Raw genomic sequence first — 25,204 nt, forward strand, 5'->3', positions numbered from 1 at the left:
CTTCTACTTATCGAATGTGGGCGGTGAGAGCGCGGCGTCGCGCTCCGCCTGGGCAACGGCGTCGGCAAGCCGCGTGTAGCGAAAACCCTTGTAGTGGAACTGATCCGCGGGAACGCGGGTGATTCCCAGCCGGGACATCCGGTCCAGCGTTTCGGTTTCAGTCCGTGACGTCGGGATGCTCATCGTTGGGCTCCTCCACGTGAGCGCGCGGAAGCGTGCGCGGGAGGCTCGATCGCCGAGATCTGTCGGGCCCGTAACAAGGCGTATGGATCGTCATCGGGCGAGGGCCCTTGCACTGGCGCTGCGACGAGATCGTCGCGTTCACAAGCGGAAGCCAGCGCTGCCAAGTGCGATCCGGTGCTGCATGCGCAGGCGCCGGTACATCTACAGATGGTGTGCCGGGCACCATCCGTCAAGGGCCTGCGGCGTCGATCGCGCCGTCGCGCCACAAGGGGTCACGCCACAAGGGGCCGCGTCCGAAAGGGGACAGCCGCTTTTGAAGGCCCTCCGCGCACCGCCGCTTCGGTCGCTTCCGCCTGGGCTATCGTCTGTCGAGAATGGCGCGGAGCCGGTCCACCACATCGCGCTCTTTCCACGGCTTCCGCAGGAACAGACCGTCATCGGGAAGGTCTGCGGCCTGCGGCCGCTGGTGGCCCGACGTCAGCAGAAGGCCGATTCCGGGCCACCGTTTGTGAACGAGCGCAGCCAGTTCGATGCCGGTCATGCCGCCCGGCAGATCGACGTCCGAAAACAGCAGACGGATATCGCCATGTTGCTCCAGGATACCAACCGCTTCGTCCGCGGACCCCGCCTCAAGCACCCCGAAGCCGGCGCCCTCGAGAACAGCGCATCCGTGCATTCGCACCAGCGCTTCATCTTCGACGATAAGGACAAGAGCCCGTTTTTCGGTTGGCATCGTGGTTCTCCTGCCCATCGTGCCATTCTTCCTGAACGCTCGGGATAGAATGAATGATCGAGCAGGCCATTAGTTACACCCAAAATGGTTCGCCCCGCGCACGGACATCTTGACCGAAAGGCGGTTGGGTGATCGTCGCCGGGGAGAATGTCTACGGGCGACATGCGTTCAGGCAAGGGTTTCGATCGCCGCGATGATCGCGTCGTTCATCGCAACGGGTTTGGCGACGCCCTGCTCACACGCTGCGCGGGCCGCTGAGCTTCAATCCGCAGGAATTTTCCCATGCGCGCTGGATCGCTTCACAGTCGCGCGCCTTGATCGCCGCCTGGGTGCGGTTGCTGACCTGGAGCTTTCGAAGCACCGCCCTGACGGCCAGCTTGACGGTCAGTTCGCTCAGGCACAGTTCGCAAGCGATCGTCTTGTTCGACATGCCCTGGACGAGCCCCGCGAGAACGGCCTGCCCGCGCATATCGAGCACGCTCGCATCCCATGCGTCCGGCGGCGCCGGCCGCGCCAGGCCCGGCAGCCGCACGAGCGTCTCCAGGAAGGCTGACGGCATCACTTTTTCACCCAGCCGCACCAAAGCCAGCTTGATCAAAAAGGATTGATGCGAGTCCTGGCCGCTGAGATAACCATGCCCACCCGCCGCAAACACGCGCAACATCGTATCGACATCGAACCCATGGGCGATGACGACCAACCGCGGCATCTCGACATCCGCTCCGGTATCGGGAATCGGGTCGAAACCGGCGGCATCGAAGGTGTCGCTATCGATGATGACGAGATCGTCTCTGGTCCACGAAAGACTGTTCAGGTCGGTCGTGTCAGCCCCGACCCGCGTGATCGCGTAGCCACCATCGGCCAGGATCCTGCGCAATCCTTCGCGCGCGAGCGCGTTGCGCATGACGAGGGTTACGGTGCCGCCGCCCCCGTCGATCCCCCACCCATTCGACAATGGCGCACCATTCATCGCAGCGCCCCTTATGGCGACGACGCCCGCTGACACAATGCCGGTCAGCGCGTCGATTCGGAGCGACGTTAGATGCAATTACAAGAATTGCGGTCGAACATGGATCAATTCCATTCAAAATTAACTGAGATTATATCTGGGGGACCAGCGATCCTTTCATATTTCTCAGGGAAGTTTGAACGTAAATCTATCATTGTGAGTTCAGAACAAGCACCATGTCCCGTTTGCCGTCAGATGTCGTGACTGAGGCTCAGCGCGATAGTCTGCAATATGGTCAATACCTCTTGATGCTTGGCTGAATCTTCGGCCTCGCCGGCAATATCAGTGCAAACGTCCATGGCCACGGTTACAATTTCGAGAGCATCGTTCGCACTGATCACCGAACGCGCGATAAGCCCGTGGATCAGGCTCTCGACCAGAAGAATGGCGCCTTCGCCATGGGGATCCGCGCCGAGGACGGTTGGTCCGTCCCCGCTATGGGTTTGTCGTTCGGCCATGACCATTGCTCCGCGAGGCGAGAGCGCGGGTCTCTCAGCCGCCGGTGCCTGGACTCCGTCCGACGATGGATCATTCCTAGCGCAATTTCGTTGTTTCCAGCATCATTTATATCAACTTTCGACAACAACATTGCTCAATGTAATTTTCTGGCTGCGCGTGGGATGAGGCGGGATGGAAAACTCCTTCATCGCCAAGCTGAAAGGCCTGGCGCCGATGGCGCCGGTCGAGATCGCTGCGCTTGAATCCGCGACAGCATCTGCCCAGAGTTTTTCCGCGCGGCACGATCTTATCCGCGAGGGCGACCGGCCGGGCCCGGTGTTCGTGGTTCTCGAAGGCTGGGTGTGCCGCTACAAGGTCCTGCCCAACGGCACGCGGCAGGTCCTCGCCTACCTGATGCCCGGCGATGCCTGCGATCTCCACGTCGGTCTGCTGGCTGAAATGGATCACAGCATTCAGACGATTACCCCGGCCGTCGTCGCGACCATCGAGCGCGAGATGATGGACGACTTGATGACGCGCCATCCGGGAATCGCCAGGGCGATGTATGTCGCGCAGTTGATCGATGAGGGGACGATGCGGGCGTGGATTACCAGCATGGGGCGGCGGGCCAGCATCGAGCGGGTGGCGCACCTGATGTGCGAACTCTATCTGCGTGCGCGCAACATCGGTCTCGCCTCCGAACCGCAGTTCACTCTGCCGCTGTCGCAACTGATGCTCGCGGATTCGCTGGGGATGACGCCGGTGCACCTCAATCGCGTGTTGAAGGAGCTGCGCTTGAGCGGGGCGATGAAGCTTGAGCGCGGGCGCTTGCTGATCTCGGATCCCAACCGACTGATCCAGATTGCGGGGTTCGACGAGAATTATCTTCACCGGCGACTGCGCCGCGCGGGCTGAGCCCGGCAGGACAAGCGCCGCCTCGGTCTGCCGCGCCTTTTCCGTCGCAAACCGGTCGCCCGCCCCGTCTCCTCGCCACGACGATCAGATGCGGGATCGGCGCGAACCAACGGCTTGCGTTTTGAACAGGGAAAGAAAAGCTGCCGGGAGCGGAACGACCTGGGTCATGTTCCGTTCTGATAGCGCGCGGACATGATGTCTGCCAGAAATCTGGCGCGGTACGCGCACTGCGGGAGAAATTACATGGGCATACTCATCTGGCTCGTCGTGGGCGGCGTGGTCGGCTGGCTTGCGAGCATCATTATGCGGACCAACGCCCAACAGGGCATTGTTCTTAATGTTGTCGTGGGTATCGTTGGCGCTTTTCTTGGCGGACTTATCTTCGCCCGGGGCGATATCAACGACACCCCGTTGAACATCATGAGCTTTCTCGTCTCGCTGGCGGGCGCAGTCATCCTGCTTGCGATCGTCAATCTCGTGCGCCGCGGACGTGTGCGCTAAAACATAAGCGGGCTGCGCCATGAGCGGCGTGGCATGAACGGCCCAAGGCTCGTGGCAACGCTCGCGGGAATCACTCGCGCAGCGACGTCACGACCCTCTGGCGGGCCGGGCGGGGCAGGCCTAGCCGCTTCAGGCGCCTAGGCACCCTACGAACCCCACCCCACGAACCCGATGTGTCAGGCCGATGCCTCCGCCGCGGACGCGCCGCGCGCCATCCATCCCACCAGCAGCACCGCCGCCAGCACACCCGTCATCCCCGCGATCATGAAGGCGGAGGCGTAGCTTCCCATCGTCTCGCGCAGCACGCCTGCGCCGAGCGCAGCCACCGCGGCGCCGATCTGGTGACCGGTCTGGATCCAGCCGAACACAATCGGCGCTTCCTGCTGGCCGAACGCCTCGTTGGCGAGCTTCACGGTCGGCGGCACCGTCGCGATCCAGTCCAGCCCATAGAAGATCGCGAAGATGGCGAGGCTGGTCGCGTCGAAGCTGATGAAGGGCAGGGCGATCAGCGACAGGCCGCGCAGGCCGTAATAGACGACCAGCAGCTTGCGCGGATCATAGCGATCGGTCAGCCAGCCCGAGGCGGTGGTGCCGACCAGATCGAACAACCCCATCATCGAGAGCAAGCCGGCGGCGGCAACCGGGGCCACGCCATTGTCGCCGCAAAAGGCGATCATGTGGGTGCCGACGAGGCCGTTGGTGGTGAGGCCGCACACGAAGAAGGTGCCGAACAGCATCCAGAAGATCGGCCGGCGGCCCGCACGCAGCAGCACCCGGATGGCGAGGCCGGCGCTGCCCGCCTGCTTCATCGCCGGCGGCGTCGCGGCATCCTCCGCCTCGCCGAAGCGCCGCGTGCCGATATCGCCCGGTCGCTCGGGCACCAGCAGCGCCACGACCGGAATCAGCGCCATGCAGGCGAGGCTGACGGCAAGGACCACCGGCCGCCACGCGCCAGCGCTCGACAGCCAGGCCAGCAAGGGCAGGAAGACGAGCGCACCGGTCGCGGTGCTCGCGCTCAGCAGCCCCATCACCAGCCCCTGGCGCGTGGCGAACCAGCGGTTGACGATCGCGGCGCCCAGCACCGAGGCGACCGCGCCGCTGCCGATGCCCGAGAGCACGCCCCAGCTCAGCACATAATGCCAGGGCTCCGTCATCCACAGGCTGGCGAAGGTGGCGCCCGCCATCAGCGCGAGGCCGGCCAGCATCGTGCGGCGGATGCCGAACGACACCATCAGCGCCGCCGCGAACGGCCCGACCAGGCCATAGAGAAAGATGCCGATCGCGGCGGCGAGCGAGATGGTGGCGCGGTCCCAGCCGAAATGCAGTTCGAGCGGCTGCATGATGACGCCCGGCGTCGCGCGCAGCCCCGCCGAGACGAGCAGCGCGACGAAGGTCGCTGCGATCACCAGCAGGATATGGAAGCGGGCGCTAACCAGCCCGGTGCGGTGGAGCAGCCGGCTCATGCCGGACCCTTCCGGCTGGCGGCGACCAGACCCTGCCATTCCGGCACGATCGTCATGCGCGAGTCACGCCGCCCGGCGCCTTTGCCGCAGAGATGCAGCGCAAGGCCAGCGGGGAACGGGAATCACGATGCATAGGCGTGATGCATAGGCATCGGCATAGCGGCGTCCAAAGTCTTTTCCGCCGTGTCGAGCGCATATTGTTCCGCGCGCTGCAACAGTGAATGCCGGATCCGCCCGATACCGCCGGGCGGCGCAACGCCCTAGATCATGGCCCGGCACGGCGTTCGATTGCCATGCGCCACGAAGGGCAGACACCATGGACATGGGCCATCAGATTTCCAGCGATGTCGCCTTCACCCCCACGGTGAAAGCGATCCAGGCGCGCAAGGGATCGCGCGCCGGCTATGCCCAGATGGAGCGGCGCGGCGGTTGGGAGACCAAGATCACCCCCGATCTCGCGCAGTTCATCGCCGCCCAGCGCAGCATCTTCCTCGCGACCGCCACCGCGGATGGGCAGCCCTATATCCAGCACCGCGGCGGCCCGCCGGGGTTCCTGCGCGTGATCGACGACGAGACCATCGCCTTCGTCGATTTCGCGGGCAACCGGCAGTTCATCAGCCAGGGCAATCTGGCGGACAACCCCAAGGCGCACCTGTTCCTGATCGATTACCGGCATCGCCGCCGCGTGAAGATCTGGGGCGAAGCGCGGATGGTCGAGGGGGACGACGCGCTGGTCGCCAGCCTGATGCCCGCGGATTATCGCGCACGGCCCGAACAGGTGCTGCTGTTCACGGTGCACGCCTGGGATGCCAATTGCCCGCAACACATTCCGGTCCGCTTCGATGCCGAGGAGGTCGCCGCGCTCGTCGGCGAGCGCGACGCGCGCATCCGCGTGCTGGAGACCGAGGTTGCCCGCCTGTCGGGGCTGGTGCCCCGCACCCCCGATGCCTGACGTCCGAGAAGGAGATCGACCATGTCCCGTCCGCCCCTGCCCCCGTTCACGCATGACAGCGCCGTCCAGAAGGTCCGCCTCGCGGAGGATGGCTGGAACAGCCGCAACCCGCAGCAGGTCGCGCAGGCCTATACGGTCGACAGCCGGTGGCGGAACCGCGCGGAGTTCGTGACCGGCCGCGAGGCGATCGAGGCTTTCCTCGCGCGCAAATGGGCGAAGGAACTCGACTATCGCCTGATCAAGGAACTGTGGGCGCATGACGGCAACCGCATCGCGGTGCGCTTCGCCTATGAATATCGCGACGACAGCGGCACCTGGTTCCGCGCTTATGGCAATGAGAATTGGGAATTCGGCGAGGACGGGCTGATGCGCCACCGCCACGCCAGCATCAACGAGCATCCGATCGCTGAGGCAGACCGCAGGTTCCACTGGCCACTCGGCCGCCGTCCCGACGATCATCCGGGGCTCAGCGATTTCGGTTTCTGACGCCATGGACGATGACGCCCCGCCCCGCCGGCGGTTGATGGCCGAGGTCGACCTGGCGCTCGATGCGGGCGATGCCGACCCCGGGCGCCGCCGCCGGCAGGACGTGGAGGCGGCGCGGCTCGGCCTGACCGGTGCGGAGATCGACGCGGCGCGCGCCGGGCGCAGCTTCGATGCCCGCGCAGCGGCGGCGATCGCGCTTGCGCTCGCCTGCCGTTCGGGTGACCGCGCCGCGATCAAGGTTGCCGCCATCCGCGCGGACCATGCCGGGCTCGGCGCCGCCGCACGGCGCGCGATCCGCGATGCGGCGGCGCGCCGCGCCATCCCCACGGCTTGCGCCGCGCCCGCCGAAGCGGCAACCCGGACCGGTACCACCCGGCACTGACCGCCGGGCGCGGATCTGGGAGGCGGAATGGATCGCTGGCAAGCCATGCGGGTCTATGTGAAGGTGGCCGAAACCGGCAGTTTCGCCCAGGCGGGGCGCCAGCTGCACATGAGCCCGCCCGCCGTGACCCGCGCGATTGCGACGCTCGAGGACCTGATCGGCGTCCGTCTCCTCACCCGCACCACGCGATCGGTGAAGATGACCGAGGCGGGCGCCCGCTATTTCGAGGATTGCCGCCGCATCCTGGCCGACATCGCCGATGCGGAAGCGTCGGCGGCGGGATCGCACGCCAACCCTACCGGCACATTGACGGTTACCGCCTCGACCATGTTCGGGCGCATCTATGTGCTGCCGGTGCTGCTCGACTATCTCGATCGCCATCCGGCGGTGACGGGGCGCAGCCTGTTCGTCGATCGCATCGTCAACATCGTCGAGGAGGGCATCGATGTCGCGGTGCGCATCGGCCATCTCCCCGCCTCCGGGCTCAGCGCGATCAAGGTCGGCACGATCCGGCGCGTGATTTGCGCCGCGCCCGCCTATTTCGAGCGGCACGGCATCCCGCAGACGCCCGCCGACCTCGCGCAGCATCGTATCGTCGTCCCCACCGGCGCCTGGACCTCCCCCGAATGGCAGTTCGGCACCACGAGGAAGACCAGCGTCACGGTGCGGCCGCGCCTGCAATGCAACACCATCGACGCCGCGATTGCCGCCGCCGAGCAAGGCTGGGGGCTGACCCGCGTGCTGTCCTACCAGATCGGCCCGGCCTTGCTGGAGGGCCGGCTGCAGACCGTGCTGACCGAGCATGAGGAGGCGCCGATGCCGATCCATGTCGTCCACGCCGAGGGACGGCACGCGACCGCGAAGGTGCGCGCGTTCGTGGATATCGCGGTGGCCCAACTCCGCGCCAATCGGCTGTTCAACTGAGGGCGGGCGTCTACTGTTTCCTATTCTGGAATAATGAGTTCACAACTACCACAATTAACCATTGTTCACGGACAAATTACTTCCGATCTCACGGCCGAAGCGCGACGCTGAGTGGCCTTAAGGGAGGAAATCATGAAGCTTCTGGTTCTGTCTGCGCTGCTCGCAACCGCCGCGCTCGCCCCGCTTGCCCCCGCCGCCGCCCAGGCCCCGGCGGCTTCGGCACCCGCGCCCGTCACCGTCCATTATCGGCAGAAGATGATCGACGGCGTGCCGATGTTCTATCGCGAGGCCGGCCCCGCCGACGCGCCCGTCGTGCTGCTGCTGCACGGCTTCCCGACATCGTCGCACATGTTCCGCAACCTGATCCCGCAGCTTGCCGACAAATATCATGTCATCGCGCCCGACTATCCCGGCTATGGCCAGAGCGGCGCCCCCGATAACACCAAATTCAACTACAGCTTCGCCCATGTCACCGACATGGTCGATACCTTGCTCGGCCAGCTCGGCGCGCAGCGCTATACGATGTACGTCATGGATTATGGCGCCCCCGTCGGCTACCGGCTGGCGCTGAAGCATCCGGAACGCGTCAGCGGGCTGATCGTCCAGAACGGCAACGCCTATGAAGAGGGGCTCGCCGCGTTCTGGGACCCGATCAAGACCTATTGGAAGAGCGGTGCGGCGAAGGATCGCGCGGCGCTGTCGAACCTCGTCACGCTGGAGATCACCAAGTTCCAGTACACCGATGGCGTCAAGGATGTGTCGCGGATCAGCCCCGACAATTGGGTGCATGATCAGGCGCTGCTCGATCGGCCGGGAAACAAGGATATCCAGCTCGACATGCTCTACGACTATCGCACCAACGTGCCGCTCTACCCGCAATTCCAGAACTTCTTCCGCGAGCGCAAGCCGCCGACGCTGATCGTGTGGGGCAAGAACGACAAGATCTTCCCCGAACCCGGCGCCCACCCCTATCTGCGCGACCTGCCCGACGCGGAGATCCACATCCTCGACACCGGCCATTTCGCGCTGGAAGACAAGCTGGACGAGATGGCGCCGCTGATCCGGGATTTCCTGGATCGCAAGGTGCGCTGATTATTCCTCTTCTTGTCCTCCCCGAGCTTTGCTCGGGGAGGACAATGCACCGGCGCCTACATCGCGCCGTAGCTCGTGTACCCGGTCTGGAAATCGTTGAAGAGGCGGAAGTTGGTGAAGGACATGCCGATCGTCATGTCCAGCCCTTCGACATGGTGCCACCAGCCGATCGGCAGGAACAGCGCCTCGCCCGGCCCGATCGTGCAGTCCAGCACGCGCGGGCGGCCGGGCGCGGCTTCGCCGGCTTCGAGCTCCGCGCCGTCCCACTCCGAGAAGCAGTGCACTATATTGCGCATCAGCGGACCGTCATGCGCGGCGACCATCCTGATCCGCTTCCGGCCGACGATCTGCAGCAGCAGATTGTTGGTCAGATCATGATGATAGGGCGTGATCGTGCCCTTGGGCCCCATCCAGAAGAAGCCGTCGCGCGCCTCGCGCTGGGCGAGGATGGAGATCGGCGCGACGTCCGCCCACAGCGGTGCCAGCGCCTGCTTGTTGATGCCGCTGTTATAAGCGGTCAGGTAGAAATCATTGCCGGTTTCGGTGCGCAGCCGCCGGGTGACGTCGCGCAGCGGCGCGCGCATCTGGTGCGGATCCTTGGCGATCTCGAAATCGGGGTCGGCCTCGCGATCGCCCTGCAGTTCGACGATGCTGTCGCCCAGGGTCGCGTCGAAATGGTCGAGCGACCAGCGCTCCAGCGCGGGCCAATGGTCGACCAGCCCGGTCAGCTTCACCGGCCGGTTGCTCAGGTAGAAATCGCGGTAGAAGCGGTCCGGATCGATATCGTGGATCGTCGGAATGCGCGCGCGGTCGGGATCGAGCTGGGCGAGGCGGGAAAAGACCCCCAAGGTCCAGTCGCGCTTGGCGAGGCGCGCGTTCAGCCGGGTCGCGGCCTTCAGATAGGGGCTCTTGACCGCGCGTTCGACTTCGTAGCGCGCGGCGGAGGCCGGATGTCCCTCGGCGATCAGCCGGTCGGCGAGCGACGCGGGGCCCTCGCCGTCCAGCAAGGCGGTTGCGATCGCGACGCGAAGGGAATCGTCACCGGCCGGCGCGGCGGTCGCAGGCTGCTTCTTGCGTTGCACCTTGCTTTTCGCCACCGCGCCGGTTCCGGATCAGAGCTTGGAGGTCAGTTCGGGGACGACCTTGAAGAGGTCGCCGACGAGGCCGAGGTCTGCGACCTGGAAGATCGGCGCGTCCTCATCCTTGTTGATGGCGATGATGGTCTTGCTGTCCTTCATGCCGGCGAGGTGCTGGATCGCGCCGGAGATGCCGATGGCGATATAGACCTCCGGGGCGACGATCTTGCCGGTCTGGCCGACCTGATAGTCGTTGGGGACATAGCCCGCATCGACCGCGGCGCGGCTGGCGCCGACCGCCGCACCGAGCTTGTCGGCGAGCGGCTCGATGATCTCGTGGAAGTTCTCGCTGTTCTGCAGCGCGCGCCCGCCCGAGACGATGATCTTCGCCGAGGTCAGTTCGGGACGCTCCGACTTCGAGATCTCGGCACCGACGAAGCTGGAGAGGCCGGCATCGCCCGCCCCCGAAACCGCCTCGACGACACCGCTGCCACCCTCGCGCGACGCCTTCTCGAAGGCGGTGCCGCGCACCGTGATCACCTTCTTGGTATCCGACGACTGCACCCTGGCGATCGCGTTGCCGGCATAGATCGGCCGGGTGAAAATATCCTCGCTCTCGACCGAGAGGATGTCGGAGATCTGCATCACGTCGAGCAACGCGGCCACGCGCGGCGCGACATTCTTGCCGATCGAGGTGGCGGGCACCACGAACGCGTCATGATCGGCCATCAGCTGGACGATCAGCGGCGCGACATTCTCGGCCAGCGCGTGCGCATAGGCCGCGTCGTCGGCGACATGCACCTTGCCGACGCCGGCGATCGCCGCGGCGGCCTCGGCAACGCCGCCGACGCCCTCGCCCGCGACCAGCAGATGGACCTCGCCCAGCTGCGCTGCGGCGGTGACGGCGGACAGCGTCGCGTCCTTGACCGCGCCGCCCTCATGCTCGACCCAAACCAGCGTCTTCATGCCGCAACTCCCATCGCCTTGAGCTTGCCGACCAGTTCGTCGACATCGGCCACCTTCACCCCCGCGCTCCGCTTCGGCGGCTCGGCGACGTGCAGCGTCTTGAGGCGCGGCGTCGTGTCGACGCCGTAATCCTCGGGCGTCTTCTGCGCGAGCGGCTTGGACTTCGCCTTCATGATGTTGGGCAGCGAGGCATAGCGCGGCTCGTTGAGGCGCAGGTCGGTGGTGACGATCGCCGGGGTCTTGAGGCTCACCGTCTCCAGGCCGCCATCGACCTCGCGCGTGACCGTCACGCTGTCGCCCGCGACCTCGACCTTCGACGCGAACGTGCCCTGCGGCCGGCCGGTAAGCGCCGCCAGCATCTGGCCGGTCTGGTTGCTGTCGTCGTCGATCGCCTGCTTGCCCAGGATCACCAGACCCGGCTGCTCGTCCTCGACGATCTTCGCCAGGATCTTGGCGACCGCAAGCGGCTCGACCTCACCGGTGGCAGTCACCAGGATCGCGCGGTCCGCGCCCATCGCCAGCGCGGTGCGCAGCGTGTCCTGCGCCTTCGCCTCGCCGATCGAGACCGCGACGATCTCCGTCGCCACGCCCTTCTCCTTCAGGCGGATCGCCTCTTCCACCGCGATCTCGTCGAACGGGTTCATCGACATCTTGACGTTGGCCAGGTCGACACCCGACCCGTCCATCTTCACCCGCGGCTTCACGTTGTAATCGATAACCCGCTTCACGGGCACAAGGATCTTCATCTGCTCCCTCCTCGTTACGGGCGAGGGGCAAGCCTTGTGCCTGCGCGGCTGTTTCGCCGTTCACCCTCTCCCTTTCGGACCCGGATGCGCGACCGAAGGCACGCACCCGGTTCCTGAATCCCGCCCTCCCTTGGGGCAGGCGCTTGGTCGTCAGGCGGCCGAACGAACCTCGGCGACGATCTTCTTGGCGGCGTCGCCAAGGTCGTTCGCCGGGACGATCGGCAGGCCGGAATTGGCCAGGATGTCCTTGCCCTGCTGGACGTTGGTGCCCTCGAGGCGCACCACCAGCGGCACCGACAGGCTGACTTCCTTCGCCGCGGCGACGATGCCCTCGGCGATGATGTCGCAGCGCATGATGCCGCCGAAGATGTTGACGAGGATGCCCTTCACCGCGGGATCGGACAGGATGATCTTGAACGCCGCGGTCACCTTCTCCTTGTTGGCGCCACCGCCGACGTCGAGGAAGTTGGCCGGGAACTCGCCGTTCAGCTTGATGATGTCCATCGTCGCCATCGCCAGGCCGGCGCCGTTGACCATGCAGCCGATGTTGCCGTCCAGCTTGATATAGGCGAGGTCGTACTTCGACGCCTCGATCTCGGCCGGATCCTCCTCGGTCTCGTCGCGAAGCTGGACGAGGTCCTTGTGGCGATACAGCGAGTTGCTGTCGAAGCCGACCTTGGCGTCGAGCACCATCAGCTTGTTGTCGCCGGTGATCGCGAGCGGATTGATCTCGATCTGCGCGGCGTCGGTGCCGATGAACGCGTCATACAGCTTGGACGCGACGTTCTGTGCCTGCTTGGCGAGATCGCCGGTCAGGCCGAGCGCCTTGGCGACGGCGCGGCCGTGATGCGGCTGGAAGCCGGTCGCGGGATCGACGTCGAAGGTATGGATGCGCTCGGGCGTGTCGTGCGCCACGGTCTCGATGTCCATGCCGCCTTCGGTCGAGACGACGAACGCCACCCGGCCGGTCGCACGGTCGACGAGCAGCGCGAGGTAGAATTCCTTCTCGATATCGACGCCGTCGGTCACGTACAGGCGGTTGACCTGCTTGCCGGCCTCACCCGTCTGGATGGTGACGAGCGTGTTGCCGAGCATGTCGGTGGCGTGCGCGCGGACTTCGTCCAGCGTCCTGGCGAGGCGGACGCCGCCCTTGGCTTCGGGGGCCAGTTCCTTGAACTTGCCCTTGCCGCGGCCACCCGCGTGGATCTGCGCCTTCACCACGTAAAGCGGCCCGGGGAGTTTGCCGGCGGCCTCGACCGCTTCGTCAACCGTGAGGGCGGCGAAACCGGCGGGAACCGGAACGCCGAACTTCGCCAACACTTCCTTGGCCTGATATTCGTGGATGTTCATGGGCGCGTCTAATCCTTTCGGACGGAGAGTCGCCGCGGGCTTAAGCACAGCCGACAGGGGATTGAAAGCCCCGCTTCCCGCCGGACCGCGCCGATCAGCCGGAGATCGCGCACCCCAGCGCGGCGCGCGTCGTCACCTCGATCAGTTCGACGTCGCGGAATCCTCGCACCCTGAACAGGAACTCCTCGACGGTCATCTGGCCGACGTCGCGATCCTTGAGGCTGGCGATCGACTGGAGCCGGCGCAGCTGATCGATCGACAGCCGGTCTGCCATGCGTTCCGCCATGCAACCGGCGACTCGCGGCGGCAGCCCCGCGTCGACCAGCCCGGAACGCAGCCGCGCCTCGGGCGAGACGGTGGCGCAGCCGGCTAAGGCGAGCAGCGGCAAGGCGAACAGGGCGAATGGCTTCATCATCTCTGGCGGACTCCGGCGTGCGGGACGCTCCACGCATTGCCATCGCACGCTGAACTGCCGATGACCAGCGCCGCCGCGCCGGCGCGATCCATTGCACGGCAAGGGATCGTTACGCCGCCGCAAGCCGGGACTTGCGCGCGCCGCTCGCAAGCTGCCGCGTTCGCGCCTATACGGGCGCCATGCCCCTCTGGATCGGCCTTGCCCTGTTCGCCCTCACCGTCACGCTGATGGAAGGCTTCGCCTATGTCGCGCATCGCTGGCTGATGCACGGCCCGGGCTGGTTCCTGCACGAGAGCCATCACCGCCCGCGCACCGGCCCGTTCGAGCTCAACGATCTCTACGCGGTCATCTTCGCCGTCCCCTCGATCCTGCTGATCTTCGGCGGGGTGCAGGGCGGCTGGGGCGACTGGGCGACCTGGGTGGGCGCCGGCATCGCCGCCTATGGCGCGATCTATTTCGGGTTTCACGACGTGATCGTCCACCGCCGCCTGTCGCACCGCTACGTGCCGCGCTCCGCCTATATGAAGCGCATCGTCCAGGCGCACCGGCTGCACCATGTCGTCGAGACCAAGGAAGGCACGGTCAGCTTCGGCTTCCTCTGGGCGCCAAAGCCCGAGGCGCTGAAGGCCGAACTCAAGCGCCGCGCCCGCGCCGGCGTGCGCGCGCCCGAGGGCCGCGAAAAGGCCGGCGCATCCTGATCGGGCGCGGCCGGCGATGACCGAAGCCACCTTCATCGACGGGCTCCGCGCCCTCGCCCCCCACCCCGCCGCGCGCGGCCTGGCCGACGATGCCGCGGTGCTCGGCGATCTCGTGCTGACGCACGACATGATCGTCGAGGGCGTCCATTTCCTCGCCACCGACCCGCCCGGCGACGTCGCGTGGAAGCTGCTGGCGGTCAATCTCTCGGATCTCGCCGCCAAGGGCGCCGAGCCGGTCGGCTGCCTGATGGGCTATAGCCTGGCCGGCGACGATGCATGGGACGCGGCCTTCCTTGCCGGCCTGGCCGAAGCGCTGACCGCGTTCGACATCCCGCTGCTGGGCGGCGACACCGTGTCGGTCCCCACCGGCACGCCGCGCGCGCTGGGGCTGACAGCGATCGGGCGCGGCGCCGATGCTCCCGCCCGCGGCGGCGCGCGCGCCGGCGACACGCTTTGGGTCACGGGCGTGATCGGCGCAGCGGGGATCGGGCTTGCCCGCGCGATGGGCGGCGGCGATGCCAGCGATCCTTGCGTCATCGCCTATCGCCGGCCGGTGCCGCGGCTGGCCGAGGGCGCCGCGGTCGCGCCGCTGGCGACAGCGATGATGGACGTCTCGGACGGGCTGTTGATCGACGCCGGCCGGCTGGCGGAGGCGAGCGGCACCGGCATCACGATCATGCTGGACGCGGTACCGGTCACCGCCGCCGCGCCGCCGGGGCTCGACGGCGCGCTTGCCGCCGTGACCGCCGGCGACGACTACGAACTGCTGTTCGCCCTCCCCCCCGGCGTCGTTCCGCCCGGCATCGCCGGGGCGACGCGCATCGGTTCGATCGGCGCGGGCAGCGGCCTGGCGTTGACCTATGCGAAGCGACCGGTGCCGCTCCCGACGCGTCTCGGCTATCTCCACGGTGCCTGAGCGCCGAACGCGTGCTTGCGCGCGCGATACCGCCCATATACCCCTGTGATTCCAACGATGAGCGCACCCGGATAACCAGGGGCGCCGCCCAACCGGCCCGGCGTCGGGCATAGGGAAGGAAGCGAGAGGAATGACGATCGTCACGATTTCGATCGCGTGCGGATTGCTCGCCGTGATCTACGGCTTCATCACGTCACGACAGGTGCTGGCGGCAAGCCCCGGCACCGAGGCGATGCAGGATATCGCCGCTGCCATCCAGGAAGGCGCGAAGGCCTATCTCGGGCGGCAATATCGTACCATCGCGGTCGTCGGCGTCATCGTCGCCATCCTTATCGCGATCCTCCTCGGGCCGATCTCGGCGATCGGCTTCGCGATCGGCGCGCTGCTTTCGGGCGCGACCGGCTTCATCGGCATGAACATCTCGGTGCGCGCCAACGTCCGCACCGCAGAGGCGGCGCGCCAGTCGCTGCAATCGGGGCTGACCGTCGCGTTCCGCGCGGGCGCGATCACCGGCATGCTGGTGGCCGGCCTCGCGCTGCTCGCGATCTCGGTCTTCTTCTGGTACCTGACCGGTCCCGCGGCGCACGCCCCCGACGAGCGCATCGTCATCGACGCGCTGGTGGCGCTGGCGTTCGGCGCATCCCTGATCTCGATCTTCGCGCGGCTCGGCGGCGGCATCTTCACCAAGGCCGCCGACGTCGGCGCCGACCTCGTCGGCAAAGTCGAGGCGGGCATCCCCGAGGACGACCCCCGCAACCCGGCGGTGATCGCCGACAATGTCGGCGACAATGTCGGCGACTGCGCGGGCATGGCCGCCGACCTGTTCGAGACCTATGTCGTGACGATCGGCGCGACGATGGTGCTGACCGCCCTGCTGGTGCAGACCGGCGGCGAGCAGCTGATGGCGTTGATGTCGTTGCCGCTCGCGGTCGGCGGCATCTGCGTGATCACCTCGATCATCGGCACCTATTTCGTGCGGCTCGGATCGAGCAATTCGATCATGGGCGCGCTCTACAAGGGCTTCATCGCCACCGCTTTGCTGTCGATCCCGGCGATCTGGTACGTCACCCGGCAGACGCTGGGCGATCTCGACGCGGTGATCGGCGCCGGGCTGGACGGCGCCGGCGGCTTCACCGGCATGGACCTGTTCTGGTCGATGATGGTCGGCCTCGCCGTCACCGGCCTGATCGTGTGGATCACCGAATATTATACCGGCACCAATTATCGCCCGGTCCGCAGCATCGCCAAGGCGTCCGAAACCGGCCACGGCACCAACGTCATCCAGGGCCTCGCGATCAGCCTGGAGGCAACCGCGCTGCCGACGCTGGTGATCGTCGTCGGCATCATCGTCGCCTATCAGCTCGCGGGGCTGATCGGCATCGCCTTCGCCGCCACCGCGATGCTGGCGCTGGCCGGCATGGTCGTCGCGCTCGACGCCTATGGCCCGGTCACCGACAATGCCGGCGGCATCGCCGAGATGGCGGGACTGGACGACAGCGTCCGCGAAAAGACCGACGCGCTCGACGCGGTGGGCAACACCACCAAGGCGGTGACCAAGGGCTATGCGATCGGCTCCGCCGGTCTTGCGGCGCTGGTGCTGTTCAGCGCCTACACCACCGACCTCAAGGAGTTCTTCCCCGATCTGGAGGTGAGCTTCAGCCTCGAAAATCCCTATGTGATCGTCGGCCTGCTGCTGGGCGCGCTGCTGCCCTATCTGTTCGGCGCGATGGGGATGACCGCGGTCGGCCGCGCCGCCGGCGACGTGGTGAAGGATGTGCGCGAACAGTTCGCAAGCAATCCCGGCATCATGGATCGCACCAGTCGCCCCGATTATGCCCGCACCGTCGATCTCGTCACCAAGGCGGCGATCAAGGAGATGATCGTGCCGTCGCTGCTGCCGGTGCTGGCGCCGATCATCGTCTATTTCGCGGTGACGGCGGTGGCGGGGCAGGCCAATGGCTTCGCCGCCCTGGGCGCGCTGCTGCTGGGCGTGATCGTTTCCGGCCTGTTCGTCGCGCTCTCGATGACCTCGGGCGGCGGCGCGTGGGACAATGCCAAGAAATATATCGAGGACGGCCATCATGGCGGCAAGGGATCGGAGGCGCACAAGGCGGCGGTGACCGGCGACACGGTGGGCGATCCCTACAAGGACACCGCCGGGCCGGCGGTTAACCCGATGATCAAGATCACCAACATCGTCGCGCTGCTGCTGCTCGCGGCCCTGGCGCAGGGGGCGGTGGGGTGAGGTCTCAGTCGTTCAAGGAATAATGCGATAATGCCCCCTCTCCGTTCGCCCCGAGCGCGGTCGAGGGGCCGTCGAGCCCAGCCGAGACGGCTTGGGGCCCCGCTCCGAGCGGGTCTCGGTTCTCGGCTTCGCTCGAACTATCCCTCGACTTCGCTCGGGACGAACGGAGTTGAGAGACAGTAGACGCGAGGTGATTTGGGCCAAGCATTGGCCCCCACCCTACCCCGTTGGATAGCGCCAGTGGCATGTGTGCCGCCGGCCTTTCCTTTTTGACGATCAGGCGCTAAGGCGGCGCGATTTTCCGACAATCAGGATTTGCATGGCCAAGGAAGAACTGCTCGAAATGCGCGGACAGGTTGTGGAGCTTCTCCCCAACGCAATGTTCCGCGTACGCCTTGAGAATGATCACGAGATTCTCGGGCACACCGCCGGCAAGATGCGCAAGAACCGCATTCGCGTGCTGGTGGGCGACGAGGTGCTGGTCGAACTGACCCCGTATGACCTGACCAAGGGCCGTATCACCTATCGCTTCAAGTGACCGGCCGCGGCCGGACGCCGGCCGCGCCTCGGGAGGACAGCCGATGCGCCTGATCCTCGCTTCCGCATCGCCCCGCCGGCTGGATCTGCTCGCGCGGATCGGGCTGACGCCCGATGCCGTCGATCCTGCGGATATCGACGAGACACCGCTCAAGGCCGAACTGCCTGCGGATTATGCGCGCCGCATCGCCGCCGCCAAGGCCGCGGCGGTGGCGCCGCGCCATGCCGGCGCGCTGGTGCTTGCCGCCGATACCGTCGTCGCCGCGGGCCGCCGGATCCTTCCCAAGGCGGAGGATGAGGCCACCGCGCGCCGCTGCATCGAACTGCTGTCGGGCCGCCGCCACCGCGTGCTGAGCGCGGTGACCCTGATCGACGCCACCGGCACCGCGCGCCATCGCCTGTCCACCACCACCGTCACCTTCAAGCGGCTGACCGCGCGGGAGGTGGATGCCTATGTCGCCGCCGGCGAATGGCACGGCAAGGCCGGCGGCTATGCGATCCAGGGCAGCGCCGAGGCGTGGGTGCGGATGCTGGCCGGCAGCCATTCCGGCGTCGTCGGCCTGCCGCTCTACGAGACGCGCGCGCTGATCGAGGCGGCAAGCGGGTCGGCGCTTGGCTGAGTGGCTCTACGAGGCCGGCATCGGTGAGAACCGCGCCGTGCTGGTGGAGGACGACGCGATCGTCGAGGCGCTGATCGAGCGCGAAGGCGCCGGACTCTCCGCCGGTGCGATCCTGCCCGCGCGGCTGACCGAAATCGTCATTCCCGGCCGCCGCGGCATCGCCACCGCCGAAACCGGCGAACAGGCGCTGGTCGAGCCGCTGCCGCCCGGCGTGACGCAGGGCGCCACCTTCCTGGCCGAAGTGACGCGCGAGGCGATCGGCGAGGCGCGCCGCGCCAAGCTCGCCAAGCTGCGCGCCGCGCCCGCCGATGCGACGGCGCGCCCCGCCCCCACGATTGCCGAGCGCATCGCGGCGACCGGCGCGCGCGTCACCCGGCTGACCGGTCATGGCCCCGACCGCCTCGAAGCCGTCGGCTGGTCCGAACTGCTCGAGGAAGCCGCCACCGGCGAGATCCGCTTCGTCGGCGGCGCGCTCGATGTCGCGCTCACCCCGGCGATGACCTTGATCGACGTCGACGGCCATCTGCCGCCCGCCGCGCTGGCGGTAGCCGGCGCGCACGCCGCGGCACAGGCGATTCGCCGCCACGGCATCGCCGGCTCGATCGGCATCGACCTGCCGACCGTCCCCGACAAGGCGGCGCGCCTCGCCGCCGCCGAAGCCTTCGATTCGGCGCTGCCGCAGCCGTTCGAGCGCACTGCGGTCAACGGCTTCGGCTTCCTCCAGATCGTCCGTCGGCGCACGCGCCGTTCGCTGCCCGAACTGCTCCAGCGCGATCCGGTGCGCGCCGGCGCGCTCGCGCTGCTGCGCGCCGGGGAGCGCGCGCAGGGCGCCGGCGCGCGGACGCTGGTGGCGGCGCCGGCGGTGATCGCGCTGATCGCGGCCGAATCGGCGTGGACGGCGGCGCTTGCGCAGCGCACCGGCACCGCCATCGCCTTGCGGGCAGAGCCGGCGCTCGCCATATCGGCATTCTATGTCGAAACCGAGCACCCTTAAGCGCCGCAAAGGCTGCCCGCTGTGCGGCGCGCCGGTAAGCGCCGATCACAGCCCTTTCTGCAGCCAGGGCTGCCGCGACCGTGACTTGCTGCAGTGGCTGGGTGAGGGATATCGCGTGCCCGGCGACTCAGCCGATCCCGACGGTCGGGAAATTGATACGGATGGGCTGGACAACCGGTTGGATTGACCTCTATAGGCCCGCTTCCCGCTCGTCAGGGCAGGGCCCGGGTAGCTCAGTTGGTAGAGCATGCGACTGAAAATCGCAGTGTCGGCGGTTCGACTCCGTCCCCGGGCACCATCTTCCAGACCCTGATCGATAGCGCGTTTTGCGGCCCCTGAGCGGGTGGGCAGTCGCGCGTCCGCCGACGTCTTCCTCCCCCACGCGCCGCCTCGAACCCTTGTCGCGTCGTCGGAACATCGATTCGAACGCGAGCGTCGTGAAGCGGACGGGTCCGTCGTCGGGCGCCGCCCCTTTCCATCGGAAAGCCCGCCCCTTCGGCGCGCGCTGCGGCACCGTCTTCAACGCGGTTGCTGCCGCGAAATTCATGCGCGGGGGGCGGGTATCATCGGCGACGGGAATCGTTTGAAACGTCCCGAAACGCGGCTATGCGCGGTCGGGCCGCCGGGCGGGCGACGTTGTGCGCCGCCCGCCGATCATCGCGGTTTTCCTGAAAAATTTGGTCGGGGAGAGAGGATTCGAACCTCCGGCCCCTGCCTCCCGAAGATAGGGGTTGGCTTTGTTTTCCGCGCTTTTCGGCGCTAGCGGCGCCGGAACGCACGCGAACATGGCTGGAACGTAACGGGGATATCGGCCAGTTTCACCGGAGACGCACCGGAGCAATATTGCGCGCCTACTTCTGGAACAAACGCGGAACATGGTATAGGCTGGGGCCTGTCGATTCGAAGGAGGCGAGCATGCGCCGTTCGCGCAGCCGGGCCCAGCCGCGGCCCCCGATCATCATCCCCGGCGCCGAGCACGCGGGCAAGGCGAACCCACGCCTGGCGGCCGTGATCGATCACTATCGGGAATCCTATACCGGGCTGTCGCAGATGCTGGGCCGACCGAAGACCTACCTGGGCGAGCATGTCCGCCGCGGGCGTCCGGCGCGGCTCACGGCGGCGGAGATCGATTCGCTTGCCCGCTACCTCGGCGTGTTGCCGGAAGACATCGGCGAGGCCGCCTGATGTATCGCATTGCCCGCCGCGATCTGGAGATCCTGATCGGCGTCACGCTCACCACCCTGCCCCGGCCGGTGAAGAGCCGGATACGCGAGCGGCAGGGCTGGAACTACGAGGCGGAGTTCATCCGCCTGGTGTGCGACAAGCTCGACAACCCGAGCACGTGCGTCGTCTCATCGGACAGGGTTGCCACGGGCGGCTACGGTCGGCCGGGGCGGTTCGGGGAAGATGAGCCGGCGCCGCCCGAATATCACCCCTTCCGCAAGCCGTGGCATCTGCCCGCGGCGCCGGCGCCGGCCGGGATCGAGGGGGAGTTGCCGGCGCTGTCGGACGAGGCCCTTGTCGCGCGATGGAGCACGGTCGATTGGCCCTCGGCCGAAGCGGACATCCTGACCGCCGAGATGGAGCGGCGGCAGCTGTGACTCTCGCCATTGCCGCGCGGTAGTGATATTGATACATAGCCCCCAGCTTCGCGGTCTAGGGTTCGCCTCCGAATAATCGCGCCAGTGGATTCCCACACGTACAAATGGGAGGCTGGGGGAATCGGCTTTCGACCCGGCGAGCGTTGGAGCGCCCGCCGGGTCTGACCACAACCGTGTTGGAGCACGACCATGGCTGAACTTCTTCTACATACCTTCGCGCCGCCATCACAGATATTCGTTCCGGTGCGAGCCGATGGCACGTTGCTTCCCGATAACGTCCTATGTAGGGAAGCAGCAGCGGGCAAAGGCCAGCAGGTCTCGTTGCGCCGAGTGTAATCGGCGCTGATGATTTTTATGATCCAGATGGCTTCCATCGTCAAGGAATGCGCTCTCGGCCATAGCAAACACAGGATCCAGCAGCCGCGTGGGTCGTGGTCCTCACCGTCCTTAAAATGAGATACGGATGCCAGATGGAAGGCCCGAACATTATCTACAGGGTCGCGGTAGCGCCCTCACGGCTGCACAGAGAGGGGTCCTTCCATCTGGTGTCCGCCCGTTCGACGAACGGACGGTACTCGGTTCCCGTCTTGATGACGGCATGCGCAACGCGCGCCATTTTGGCGGTGAGCGCGGTCATCGCCTTGCGACGGCGATCGGGGTCGTTGGGATACCCGGCGACATAGCGCCCCAGCTTATCGCGGAAGCTGTTGTCGCGCTGGCGGATCGCGACCTGCGTCGCCATCCAGAATGTACGCCGCAACCGGGCATTGCCATACTTTGACAGCTTGGTCCGACCGCGGAACATACCGGACTGACAGGTAGCGAGGTCGAGGCCACAGAACTTGAGAAACTGGCGATGATGGCTGAAGCGGCGCAGATCACCGGCCTCGGCAAGGATCGTCAGGGCATTGATCGGTCCGATGCCTGGGATCATCCGCAGAAGCTGATAATCGCGGTTCGCGGCCAGCGCGTCATGGGCGATCCGCTCAATCTCATTGCGTTGTTGGATCAGGGTACGAGCCTGAGCGACGACCATGCGGAACATCGTGATCGCAGTGGAATCCTCGTCAATCGGCAGCGCGATCGATGCAGAGGCGGTCTCATAGATATCGTTGACTACCCGGGCCTTGGAGACCTTGCGACCGATCAACGGCCAGGCCTGTTCAGTGAAGGCTTCGCGGCCGATCGAGATGATGCTCCCCGGCGTCGGGAAACGTTCGATCAGCGCCAGGAACCAGTCAGACCGGCTGTTGCCGGCGAAACGCTCGATCTCCGGGAAATACAGCGGCAGGTAGTGGGTCAGGATCCTATGCCAGGCCTGGGTCTTCGCCTTTGATATGGCTTCATGCGTCTTCGACATCTCCTGCAGATCGTTGATACCGGCTGCCAGCGGATCGACATAGCGCTGGGTCGCACCGATCCTCAACATATGCAGGATCACTTGCGCGTCCTTGGAATCGTTCTTGTCCCAGCCATTGTGCAGCGCTTCGCGCGTCCGGGCCAAGGCGACCGACGAGATCAGGCGCAACTCAAACCCGGCGGACAGCAATCGATGCGCCAGCGTGCGGTGATAGTTGCCAGTCGCTTCGAAACCGACAATCACGGGCTTGCCAATGATCGTCAGATCGTCGGCCAGGCGATCATAATCCGCCTTCGTCGCCATCACTGTCATGCGGCGCCGGCGGCCGCCCTCCGGTCGTTCAAGCAGAACTTCCTGGCGGTGCTTGGACATATCGATGGCTACCAGCACGGCGTCGGCGGGAGTAGAACTGCGCTTGGTCATGATCGGTCAGTCTCCAAAGGGTTGAGTCGACAACTTCACTTTAGAGACCTGCTGACCGGTCATGGCCGCCTTGATGAAGTCTGCGGGCGCTACGCGCCCTTGCCTCCATCAAGGCAATCCGGCCTTCAACAGGCCGCTTCCCAATGTGCTACGGAGGCGACGTGATTGGCACGTTTTTCACACCGGAGATGGCTGCGCGCGTTGCTGACCTTCTCAATAGTGATGCCGGGTTGCGCCCATGACCCCGATCGAGCGGGCGGCGCGGGCAATATGCGTCAGATATGGATACGATCCTGACAGCGATGACGAGGTCGGGCTCGGCGAGGATGGGCATGTTAACTGGAACATGTTTGAGGGAGACGCCCGCGCCGTTTTCGCCGTCGTCCAATCTGAAATTGCCGACCTCGCCTCTGGTGCGGAGCAGATGGTTGAGATGGAGGGCAGTCGCGACGCGCAGATTGCTGTCGATACCTATCAGCGTGTGGACGAGTGGTTTGACGAAGCGCTGGCGGTGCGCGGCGGCTGATACGAAAAAGGCGGCAGGGCCGAAGCCCCACCGCCTTATCGGCCATCGTGTGATGGCATTGCTTGCCAGCCCGGCTCTTATGCCACGCCCGCGCGAATCAGTCTAGCTCGGCACCAGCCGCCGGCTGACCAGCACCGCCGGATCGTCGGCATGCTTGAACACCTTCGCAAGCGCCCGGCTGCGCCGCTCGATGCGCGCGCGGTGCTTGTCCACATAGTCGGTCGCCCAGCCCTCCAGCAGCGCGAGGTCGTGCTCGATCGCCTTGATCGCCCGGCCCTTGCTGTGCGAGTTGGTCGCGAGTGATCCCGCCTCGCCGAGCCGGTACGCCGCCTTGTCCCGTCGATAATATCGCCATGCCACCTCGGTCTCGATGGCACGCGATCGATATTCCACCCAGCGGGCGAGCGGCGTGATGGTGTTGGTGAAGGTCGCCGGCAGCAGCCCGATCGGGATCGCGAACATGACGCCGATCCAGCCCCAGAAATAGTAACCGGTCGCCACCGCGAGGATCAGCGCCGGCACCCATATCATCGCCCGCTTGAAGACCTCGAAATCCTCCTGCGCATCGACCGCGCCGGCGCAGGGGATCCCGTGATTGATGACGATCCAGAACAGGTTGTTGGACGCGTTGGCGCTGTGGCGGGCCTTCACCCAGGTGGGCGGGAAATAGGAAATCATTCCGACACCTTCGTGCAGATCGCCAGCGCCGCGGCCGCGCGATCGCCATAGCCCCCAGGGCCCGCCCATTCGGCCAGCCGCGCGCCGAGCAGCGCGGCCAGCGCCGCAGCATCGGCGGGAAGCGGGCGCTCGAGCGGCGCCGGGCGCACGGGTGGAGTGACGGGGCACGGCCGCTGCACCTCGCGCACGACCTCCACCGTCTCGACGCGGATGCCGGGCGAAGGCACAGTAGCGCAGCCGGTTAACAGACGGAACGTGACAACAAAGGCGGCAGCGAAAGCGGCCATTCTGATAACAGTGCGCATCACAGCCCCTCCAGTTCCTTGAGCAGCGCCTTCGACGCCTCGCACCCCGGCCGCGCCGGCTGCCGCGCGAGCGCCTTCAGCCGTTCGACCTGGTCGGCCGTCGACTGCCACCGCTCATCCGCCGCGGCGACATCGGCCGCCGCCTGCGCCTTCGCCTGTTCCAGCGCCGCCGCCCGCGCCTTGGCGTCGGCGTTCTGTCGCTCGATCGAGATCTGCAGCGTATGGACGGACGCGAGCGTCACCGCGTGCGCCGCCCGCTCGCCGGCGAGCTCTTCCTGCCGCTTGCCGGCCTTCTCCTCCCACGCCGCCGCGTCGCGTCGCGCGAGCCACAGCGCGCCGACCAGCGCCAGCACGACGGCGCCGGCGGCGAAGGCCTTCCAGTGGCGCATGGCGAAGCTGCCTGCGCCGGCGAGGATGGTCCCGGGGATCATGCCGTCACATGCTTCACGGCCCACATGACGGCTTCCTCCGTCTTCGTGCGGGCGATCGACAGTTCGCGACTGCTGCCGGTCTGTTCGATGAGGGCCAGCAGCGCGGCGCCGGCATCCTTGATCGCGACCATCTGCGCCTTCTCGCGCTCGCTCAGCACGCGATACTGGTGGCGCACGGCGTTGTTGGCAGTGCGGTCGTCACCTTCGCTCGATACGTGCGTCATTTGCCTTCTCCTTCG

At 66.5% G+C, this 25,204-nt stretch carries 31 protein-coding genes, 1 tRNA gene and 1 pseudogene; 18 read left to right on the top strand and 15 right to left on the bottom strand.

The features are described from left to right. Positions 1 to 3: 3 nt before the first annotated feature. The 4 genes from NX02_RS20795 to NX02_RS20810 all read right to left on the bottom strand — a co-directional run bounded on the left by NX02_RS20795 (position 4) and on the right by NX02_RS20810 (position 2,383). The gene (locus tag NX02_RS20795) at positions 4 to 183 is read right to left on the bottom strand and encodes a hypothetical protein (protein ID WP_025294120.1); all 180 of its coding nucleotides are present in this window, start codon (positions 181 to 183) and stop codon (positions 4 to 6) included. Positions 184 to 541: 358 nt separating this feature from the next. Next, positions 542 to 916 carry a response regulator gene (locus NX02_RS20800; protein WP_025294121.1) on the bottom strand — a complete coding sequence of 125 codons (375 nt, stop codon included), beginning with the start codon at positions 914 to 916 and terminating at the stop codon, positions 542 to 544. 235 nt (positions 917 to 1,151) lie between these two features. Further along, positions 1,152 to 1,886, bottom strand: a complete 735-nt coding sequence (locus NX02_RS30930) for a response regulator transcription factor (protein WP_084717995.1) — start codon at positions 1,884 to 1,886, stop codon at positions 1,152 to 1,154. A gap of 230 nt (positions 1,887 to 2,116) precedes the next feature. Further along, positions 2,117 to 2,383: a hypothetical protein gene (locus tag NX02_RS20810; protein WP_025294123.1), complete on the bottom strand. Its 267-nt coding sequence runs from the start codon at positions 2,381 to 2,383 to the stop codon at positions 2,117 to 2,119. 214 nt (positions 2,384 to 2,597) lie between these two features. On the opposite strand from NX02_RS20810, the gene NX02_RS20815 reads away from it, so the two are divergent. Together NX02_RS20815 and NX02_RS20820 are read left to right on the top strand one after the other, a co-directional pair. Continuing rightward, complete coding sequence (locus NX02_RS20815; protein WP_039997903.1) at positions 2,598 to 3,278, top strand: Crp/Fnr family transcriptional regulator; 681 nt, start codon at positions 2,598 to 2,600, stop codon at positions 3,276 to 3,278. Between the two features lie 243 nt (positions 3,279 to 3,521). Beyond that, positions 3,522 to 3,779: a GlsB/YeaQ/YmgE family stress response membrane protein gene (locus NX02_RS20820; RefSeq protein ID WP_025294125.1), complete on the top strand. Its 258-nt coding sequence runs from the start codon at positions 3,522 to 3,524 to the stop codon at positions 3,777 to 3,779. 176 nt (positions 3,780 to 3,955) lie between these two features. On the opposite strand, the gene NX02_RS20825 is transcribed toward NX02_RS20820, so the two are convergent. Then, on the bottom strand, positions 3,956 to 5,242 hold the full coding sequence (locus NX02_RS20825; protein ID WP_025294126.1) for an MFS transporter: 1,287 nt from the start codon (positions 5,240 to 5,242) through the stop codon (positions 3,956 to 3,958). Positions 5,243 to 5,558: 316 nt separating this feature from the next. On the opposite strand from NX02_RS20825, the gene NX02_RS20830 reads away from it, so the two are divergent. The 5 genes from NX02_RS20830 (at position 5,559) to NX02_RS20850 (ending at position 9,078) form a co-directional block, all read left to right on the top strand. Further along, entirely contained in the window at positions 5,559 to 6,194 is a 636-nt protein-coding gene (locus NX02_RS20830) for a pyridoxamine 5'-phosphate oxidase family protein (RefSeq protein ID WP_025294127.1), read from the top strand. A 21-nt stretch (positions 6,195 to 6,215) separates the two neighbouring features. After that, positions 6,216 to 6,680, top strand: coding sequence for a nuclear transport factor 2 family protein (locus tag NX02_RS20835; protein WP_025294128.1), 465 nt, complete (start codon positions 6,216 to 6,218; stop codon positions 6,678 to 6,680). Between the two features lie 4 nt (positions 6,681 to 6,684). After that, positions 6,685 to 7,062 (top strand): hypothetical protein, encoded by a 378-nt coding sequence (locus NX02_RS20840; protein WP_025294129.1) that lies wholly within the window; start codon positions 6,685 to 6,687, stop codon positions 7,060 to 7,062. Positions 7,063 to 7,089: 27 nt separating this feature from the next. Continuing rightward, a complete protein-coding gene (locus NX02_RS20845; protein ID WP_025294130.1) occupies positions 7,090 to 7,986 on the top strand; it encodes a LysR family transcriptional regulator in 897 nt (298 codons plus the stop codon). A 132-nt stretch (positions 7,987 to 8,118) separates the two neighbouring features. Continuing rightward, positions 8,119 to 9,078 carry an alpha/beta fold hydrolase gene (locus tag NX02_RS20850; protein ID WP_025294131.1) on the top strand — a complete coding sequence of 320 codons (960 nt, stop codon included), beginning with the start codon at positions 8,119 to 8,121 and terminating at the stop codon, positions 9,076 to 9,078. Between the two features lie 56 nt (positions 9,079 to 9,134). On the opposite strand, the gene NX02_RS20855 is transcribed toward NX02_RS20850, so the two are convergent. From NX02_RS20855 to NX02_RS20875, 5 genes are all read right to left on the bottom strand, one after another. Then, positions 9,135 to 10,175, bottom strand: a complete 1,041-nt coding sequence (locus NX02_RS20855; protein ID WP_025294132.1) for a cupin-like domain-containing protein — start codon at positions 10,173 to 10,175, stop codon at positions 9,135 to 9,137. A 15-nt stretch (positions 10,176 to 10,190) separates the two neighbouring features. Next, entirely contained in the window at positions 10,191 to 11,120 is a 930-nt protein-coding gene (locus tag NX02_RS20860; RefSeq protein WP_025294133.1) for an electron transfer flavoprotein subunit alpha/FixB family protein, read from the bottom strand. Continuing rightward, complete coding sequence (locus tag NX02_RS20865; protein ID WP_025294134.1) at positions 11,117 to 11,866, bottom strand: electron transfer flavoprotein subunit beta/FixA family protein; 750 nt, start codon at positions 11,864 to 11,866, stop codon at positions 11,117 to 11,119. Before NX02_RS20865 ends, NX02_RS20860 begins: the two co-directional genes overlap by 4 nt. A gap of 150 nt (positions 11,867 to 12,016) precedes the next feature. After that, positions 12,017 to 13,216 carry an ADP-forming succinate--CoA ligase subunit beta gene (gene sucC, locus NX02_RS20870; protein ID WP_025294135.1) on the bottom strand — a complete coding sequence of 400 codons (1,200 nt, stop codon included), beginning with the start codon at positions 13,214 to 13,216 and terminating at the stop codon, positions 12,017 to 12,019. A gap of 94 nt (positions 13,217 to 13,310) precedes the next feature. Then, positions 13,311 to 13,631 carry a hypothetical protein gene (locus tag NX02_RS20875; RefSeq protein WP_025294136.1) on the bottom strand — a complete coding sequence of 107 codons (321 nt, stop codon included), beginning with the start codon at positions 13,629 to 13,631 and terminating at the stop codon, positions 13,311 to 13,313. A 179-nt stretch (positions 13,632 to 13,810) separates the two neighbouring features. Between NX02_RS20875 and NX02_RS20880 the strand changes: the two genes are divergently transcribed. From NX02_RS20880 to NX02_RS20920, 10 genes are all read left to right on the top strand, one after another. Then, complete coding sequence (locus NX02_RS20880) at positions 13,811 to 14,329, top strand: sterol desaturase family protein (protein ID WP_025294137.1); 519 nt, start codon at positions 13,811 to 13,813, stop codon at positions 14,327 to 14,329. Positions 14,330 to 14,345: 16 nt separating this feature from the next. Then, entirely contained in the window at positions 14,346 to 15,245 is a 900-nt protein-coding gene (gene thiL, locus NX02_RS20885; RefSeq protein ID WP_025294138.1) for a thiamine-phosphate kinase, read from the top strand. Positions 15,246 to 15,375: 130 nt separating this feature from the next. Continuing rightward, positions 15,376 to 17,490: a sodium-translocating pyrophosphatase gene (locus NX02_RS20890; protein WP_025294139.1), complete on the top strand. Its 2,115-nt coding sequence runs from the start codon at positions 15,376 to 15,378 to the stop codon at positions 17,488 to 17,490. Positions 17,491 to 17,809: 319 nt separating this feature from the next. Beyond that, on the top strand, positions 17,810 to 18,028 hold the full coding sequence (infA, locus tag NX02_RS20895; RefSeq protein ID WP_003049127.1) for a translation initiation factor IF-1: 219 nt from the start codon (positions 17,810 to 17,812) through the stop codon (positions 18,026 to 18,028). A gap of 43 nt (positions 18,029 to 18,071) precedes the next feature. Further along, positions 18,072 to 18,647 carry a Maf family protein gene (locus NX02_RS20900; protein ID WP_025294140.1) on the top strand — a complete coding sequence of 192 codons (576 nt, stop codon included), beginning with the start codon at positions 18,072 to 18,074 and terminating at the stop codon, positions 18,645 to 18,647. Then, positions 18,640 to 19,641: a ribonuclease gene (locus tag NX02_RS20905; RefSeq protein ID WP_025294141.1), complete on the top strand. Its 1,002-nt coding sequence runs from the start codon at positions 18,640 to 18,642 to the stop codon at positions 19,639 to 19,641. The genes NX02_RS20900 and NX02_RS20905 overlap by 8 nt, the downstream gene beginning before the upstream one ends. Beyond that, the gene (locus NX02_RS31725; protein WP_084717997.1) at positions 19,619 to 19,828 is read left to right on the top strand and encodes a DNA gyrase inhibitor YacG; all 210 of its coding nucleotides are present in this window, start codon (positions 19,619 to 19,621) and stop codon (positions 19,826 to 19,828) included. The genes NX02_RS20905 and NX02_RS31725 overlap by 23 nt, the downstream gene beginning before the upstream one ends. A gap of 35 nt (positions 19,829 to 19,863) precedes the next feature. After that, positions 19,864 to 19,939 (top strand) — tRNA-Phe (locus NX02_RS20910). Between the two features lie 617 nt (positions 19,940 to 20,556). After that, the gene (locus NX02_RS20915; RefSeq protein WP_025294142.1) at positions 20,557 to 20,826 is read left to right on the top strand and encodes a hypothetical protein; all 270 of its coding nucleotides are present in this window, start codon (positions 20,557 to 20,559) and stop codon (positions 20,824 to 20,826) included. Continuing rightward, the gene (locus NX02_RS20920) at positions 20,826 to 21,242 is read left to right on the top strand and encodes a hypothetical protein (RefSeq protein WP_025294143.1); all 417 of its coding nucleotides are present in this window, start codon (positions 20,826 to 20,828) and stop codon (positions 21,240 to 21,242) included. Before NX02_RS20915 ends, NX02_RS20920 begins: the two co-directional genes overlap by 1 nt. A 486-nt stretch (positions 21,243 to 21,728) precedes the next feature. Here NX02_RS20920 and NX02_RS20925 read toward each other — a convergent pair. Further along, positions 21,729 to 23,025: pseudogene (locus NX02_RS20925) on the bottom strand (IS110 family RNA-guided transposase). Between the two features lie 238 nt (positions 23,026 to 23,263). Here NX02_RS20925 and NX02_RS20930 point away from each other — a divergent pair. After that, the gene (locus NX02_RS20930) at positions 23,264 to 23,551 is read left to right on the top strand and encodes a hypothetical protein (RefSeq protein ID WP_025294144.1); all 288 of its coding nucleotides are present in this window, start codon (positions 23,264 to 23,266) and stop codon (positions 23,549 to 23,551) included. A gap of 102 nt (positions 23,552 to 23,653) precedes the next feature. On the opposite strand, the gene NX02_RS20935 is transcribed toward NX02_RS20930, so the two are convergent. The 4 genes from NX02_RS20935 to NX02_RS20950 all read right to left on the bottom strand — a co-directional run bounded on the left by NX02_RS20935 (position 23,654) and on the right by NX02_RS20950 (position 25,189). Then, entirely contained in the window at positions 23,654 to 24,229 is a 576-nt protein-coding gene (locus NX02_RS20935) for a hypothetical protein (RefSeq protein WP_025294145.1), read from the bottom strand. Beyond that, positions 24,226 to 24,456, bottom strand: a complete 231-nt coding sequence (locus NX02_RS20940) for a hypothetical protein (protein ID WP_025294146.1) — start codon at positions 24,454 to 24,456, stop codon at positions 24,226 to 24,228. The genes NX02_RS20935 and NX02_RS20940 overlap by 4 nt, the downstream gene beginning before the upstream one ends. A gap of 77 nt (positions 24,457 to 24,533) precedes the next feature. Next, positions 24,534 to 24,965, bottom strand: coding sequence for a hypothetical protein (locus NX02_RS20945; protein ID WP_025294147.1), 432 nt, complete (start codon positions 24,963 to 24,965; stop codon positions 24,534 to 24,536). Then, the gene (locus tag NX02_RS20950; RefSeq protein ID WP_025294148.1) at positions 24,962 to 25,189 is read right to left on the bottom strand and encodes an Acb2/Tad1 domain-containing protein; all 228 of its coding nucleotides are present in this window, start codon (positions 25,187 to 25,189) and stop codon (positions 24,962 to 24,964) included. The genes NX02_RS20945 and NX02_RS20950 overlap by 4 nt, the downstream gene beginning before the upstream one ends. Positions 25,190 to 25,204 lie beyond the last annotated feature (15 nt).

It is taken from the genome of Sphingomonas sanxanigenens DSM 19645 = NX02, from assembly GCF_000512205.2.
Classification (GTDB): Bacteria; Pseudomonadota; Alphaproteobacteria; order Sphingomonadales; family Sphingomonadaceae; genus Sphingomonas_D; species Sphingomonas_D sanxanigenens.

Bases quoted from the DNA above. Each gene is read 5' to 3' on its own strand.
- NX02_RS20795 (WP_025294120.1), bottom strand. From the start codon at position 183: ATGAGCATCCCGACGTCACGGACTGAAACCGAAACGCTGGACCGGATG.
- NX02_RS20800 (WP_025294121.1), bottom strand. From the start codon at position 916: ATGCCAACCGAAAAACGGGCTCTTGTCCTTATCGTCGAAGATGAAGCG.
- NX02_RS30930 (WP_084717995.1), bottom strand. From the start codon at position 1,886: ATGAATGGTGCGCCATTGTCGAATGGGTGGGGGATCGACGGGGGCGGC.
- NX02_RS20810 (WP_025294123.1), bottom strand. From the start codon at position 2,383: ATGGCCGAACGACAAACCCATAGCGGGGACGGACCAACCGTCCTCGGC.
- NX02_RS20815 (WP_039997903.1), top strand. From the start codon at position 2,598: ATGGCGCCGGTCGAGATCGCTGCGCTTGAATCCGCGACAGCATCTGCC.
- NX02_RS20820 (WP_025294125.1), top strand. From the start codon at position 3,522: ATGGGCATACTCATCTGGCTCGTCGTGGGCGGCGTGGTCGGCTGGCTT.
- NX02_RS20825 (WP_025294126.1), bottom strand. From the start codon at position 5,242: ATGAGCCGGCTGCTCCACCGCACCGGGCTGGTTAGCGCCCGCTTCCAT.
- NX02_RS20830 (WP_025294127.1), top strand. From the start codon at position 5,559: ATGGACATGGGCCATCAGATTTCCAGCGATGTCGCCTTCACCCCCACG.
- NX02_RS20835 (WP_025294128.1), top strand. From the start codon at position 6,216: ATGTCCCGTCCGCCCCTGCCCCCGTTCACGCATGACAGCGCCGTCCAG.
- NX02_RS20840 (WP_025294129.1), top strand. From the start codon at position 6,685: ATGGACGATGACGCCCCGCCCCGCCGGCGGTTGATGGCCGAGGTCGAC.
- NX02_RS20845 (WP_025294130.1), top strand. From the start codon at position 7,090: ATGGATCGCTGGCAAGCCATGCGGGTCTATGTGAAGGTGGCCGAAACC.
- NX02_RS20850 (WP_025294131.1), top strand. From the start codon at position 8,119: ATGAAGCTTCTGGTTCTGTCTGCGCTGCTCGCAACCGCCGCGCTCGCC.
- NX02_RS20860 (WP_025294133.1), bottom strand. From the start codon at position 11,120: ATGAAGACGCTGGTTTGGGTCGAGCATGAGGGCGGCGCGGTCAAGGAC.
- NX02_RS20865 (WP_025294134.1), bottom strand. From the start codon at position 11,866: ATGAAGATCCTTGTGCCCGTGAAGCGGGTTATCGATTACAACGTGAAG.
- sucC (WP_025294135.1), bottom strand. From the start codon at position 13,216: ATGAACATCCACGAATATCAGGCCAAGGAAGTGTTGGCGAAGTTCGGC.
- NX02_RS20875 (WP_025294136.1), bottom strand. From the start codon at position 13,631: ATGATGAAGCCATTCGCCCTGTTCGCCTTGCCGCTGCTCGCCTTAGCC.
- NX02_RS20880 (WP_025294137.1), top strand. From the start codon at position 13,811: ATGCCCCTCTGGATCGGCCTTGCCCTGTTCGCCCTCACCGTCACGCTG.
- thiL (WP_025294138.1), top strand. From the start codon at position 14,346: ATGACCGAAGCCACCTTCATCGACGGGCTCCGCGCCCTCGCCCCCCAC.
- NX02_RS20890 (WP_025294139.1), top strand. From the start codon at position 15,376: ATGACGATCGTCACGATTTCGATCGCGTGCGGATTGCTCGCCGTGATC.
- infA (WP_003049127.1), top strand. From the start codon at position 17,810: ATGGCCAAGGAAGAACTGCTCGAAATGCGCGGACAGGTTGTGGAGCTT.
- NX02_RS20900 (WP_025294140.1), top strand. From the start codon at position 18,072: ATGCGCCTGATCCTCGCTTCCGCATCGCCCCGCCGGCTGGATCTGCTC.
- NX02_RS31725 (WP_084717997.1), top strand. From the start codon at position 19,619: ATGTCGAAACCGAGCACCCTTAAGCGCCGCAAAGGCTGCCCGCTGTGC.
- NX02_RS20915 (WP_025294142.1), top strand. From the start codon at position 20,557: ATGCGCCGTTCGCGCAGCCGGGCCCAGCCGCGGCCCCCGATCATCATC.
- NX02_RS20920 (WP_025294143.1), top strand. From the start codon at position 20,826: ATGTATCGCATTGCCCGCCGCGATCTGGAGATCCTGATCGGCGTCACG.
- NX02_RS20930 (WP_025294144.1), top strand. From the start codon at position 23,264: ATGACCCCGATCGAGCGGGCGGCGCGGGCAATATGCGTCAGATATGGA.
- NX02_RS20935 (WP_025294145.1), bottom strand. From the start codon at position 24,229: ATGATTTCCTATTTCCCGCCCACCTGGGTGAAGGCCCGCCACAGCGCC.
- NX02_RS20945 (WP_025294147.1), bottom strand. From the start codon at position 24,965: ATGATCCCCGGGACCATCCTCGCCGGCGCAGGCAGCTTCGCCATGCGC.
- NX02_RS20950 (WP_025294148.1), bottom strand. From the start codon at position 25,189: ATGACGCACGTATCGAGCGAAGGTGACGACCGCACTGCCAACAACGCC.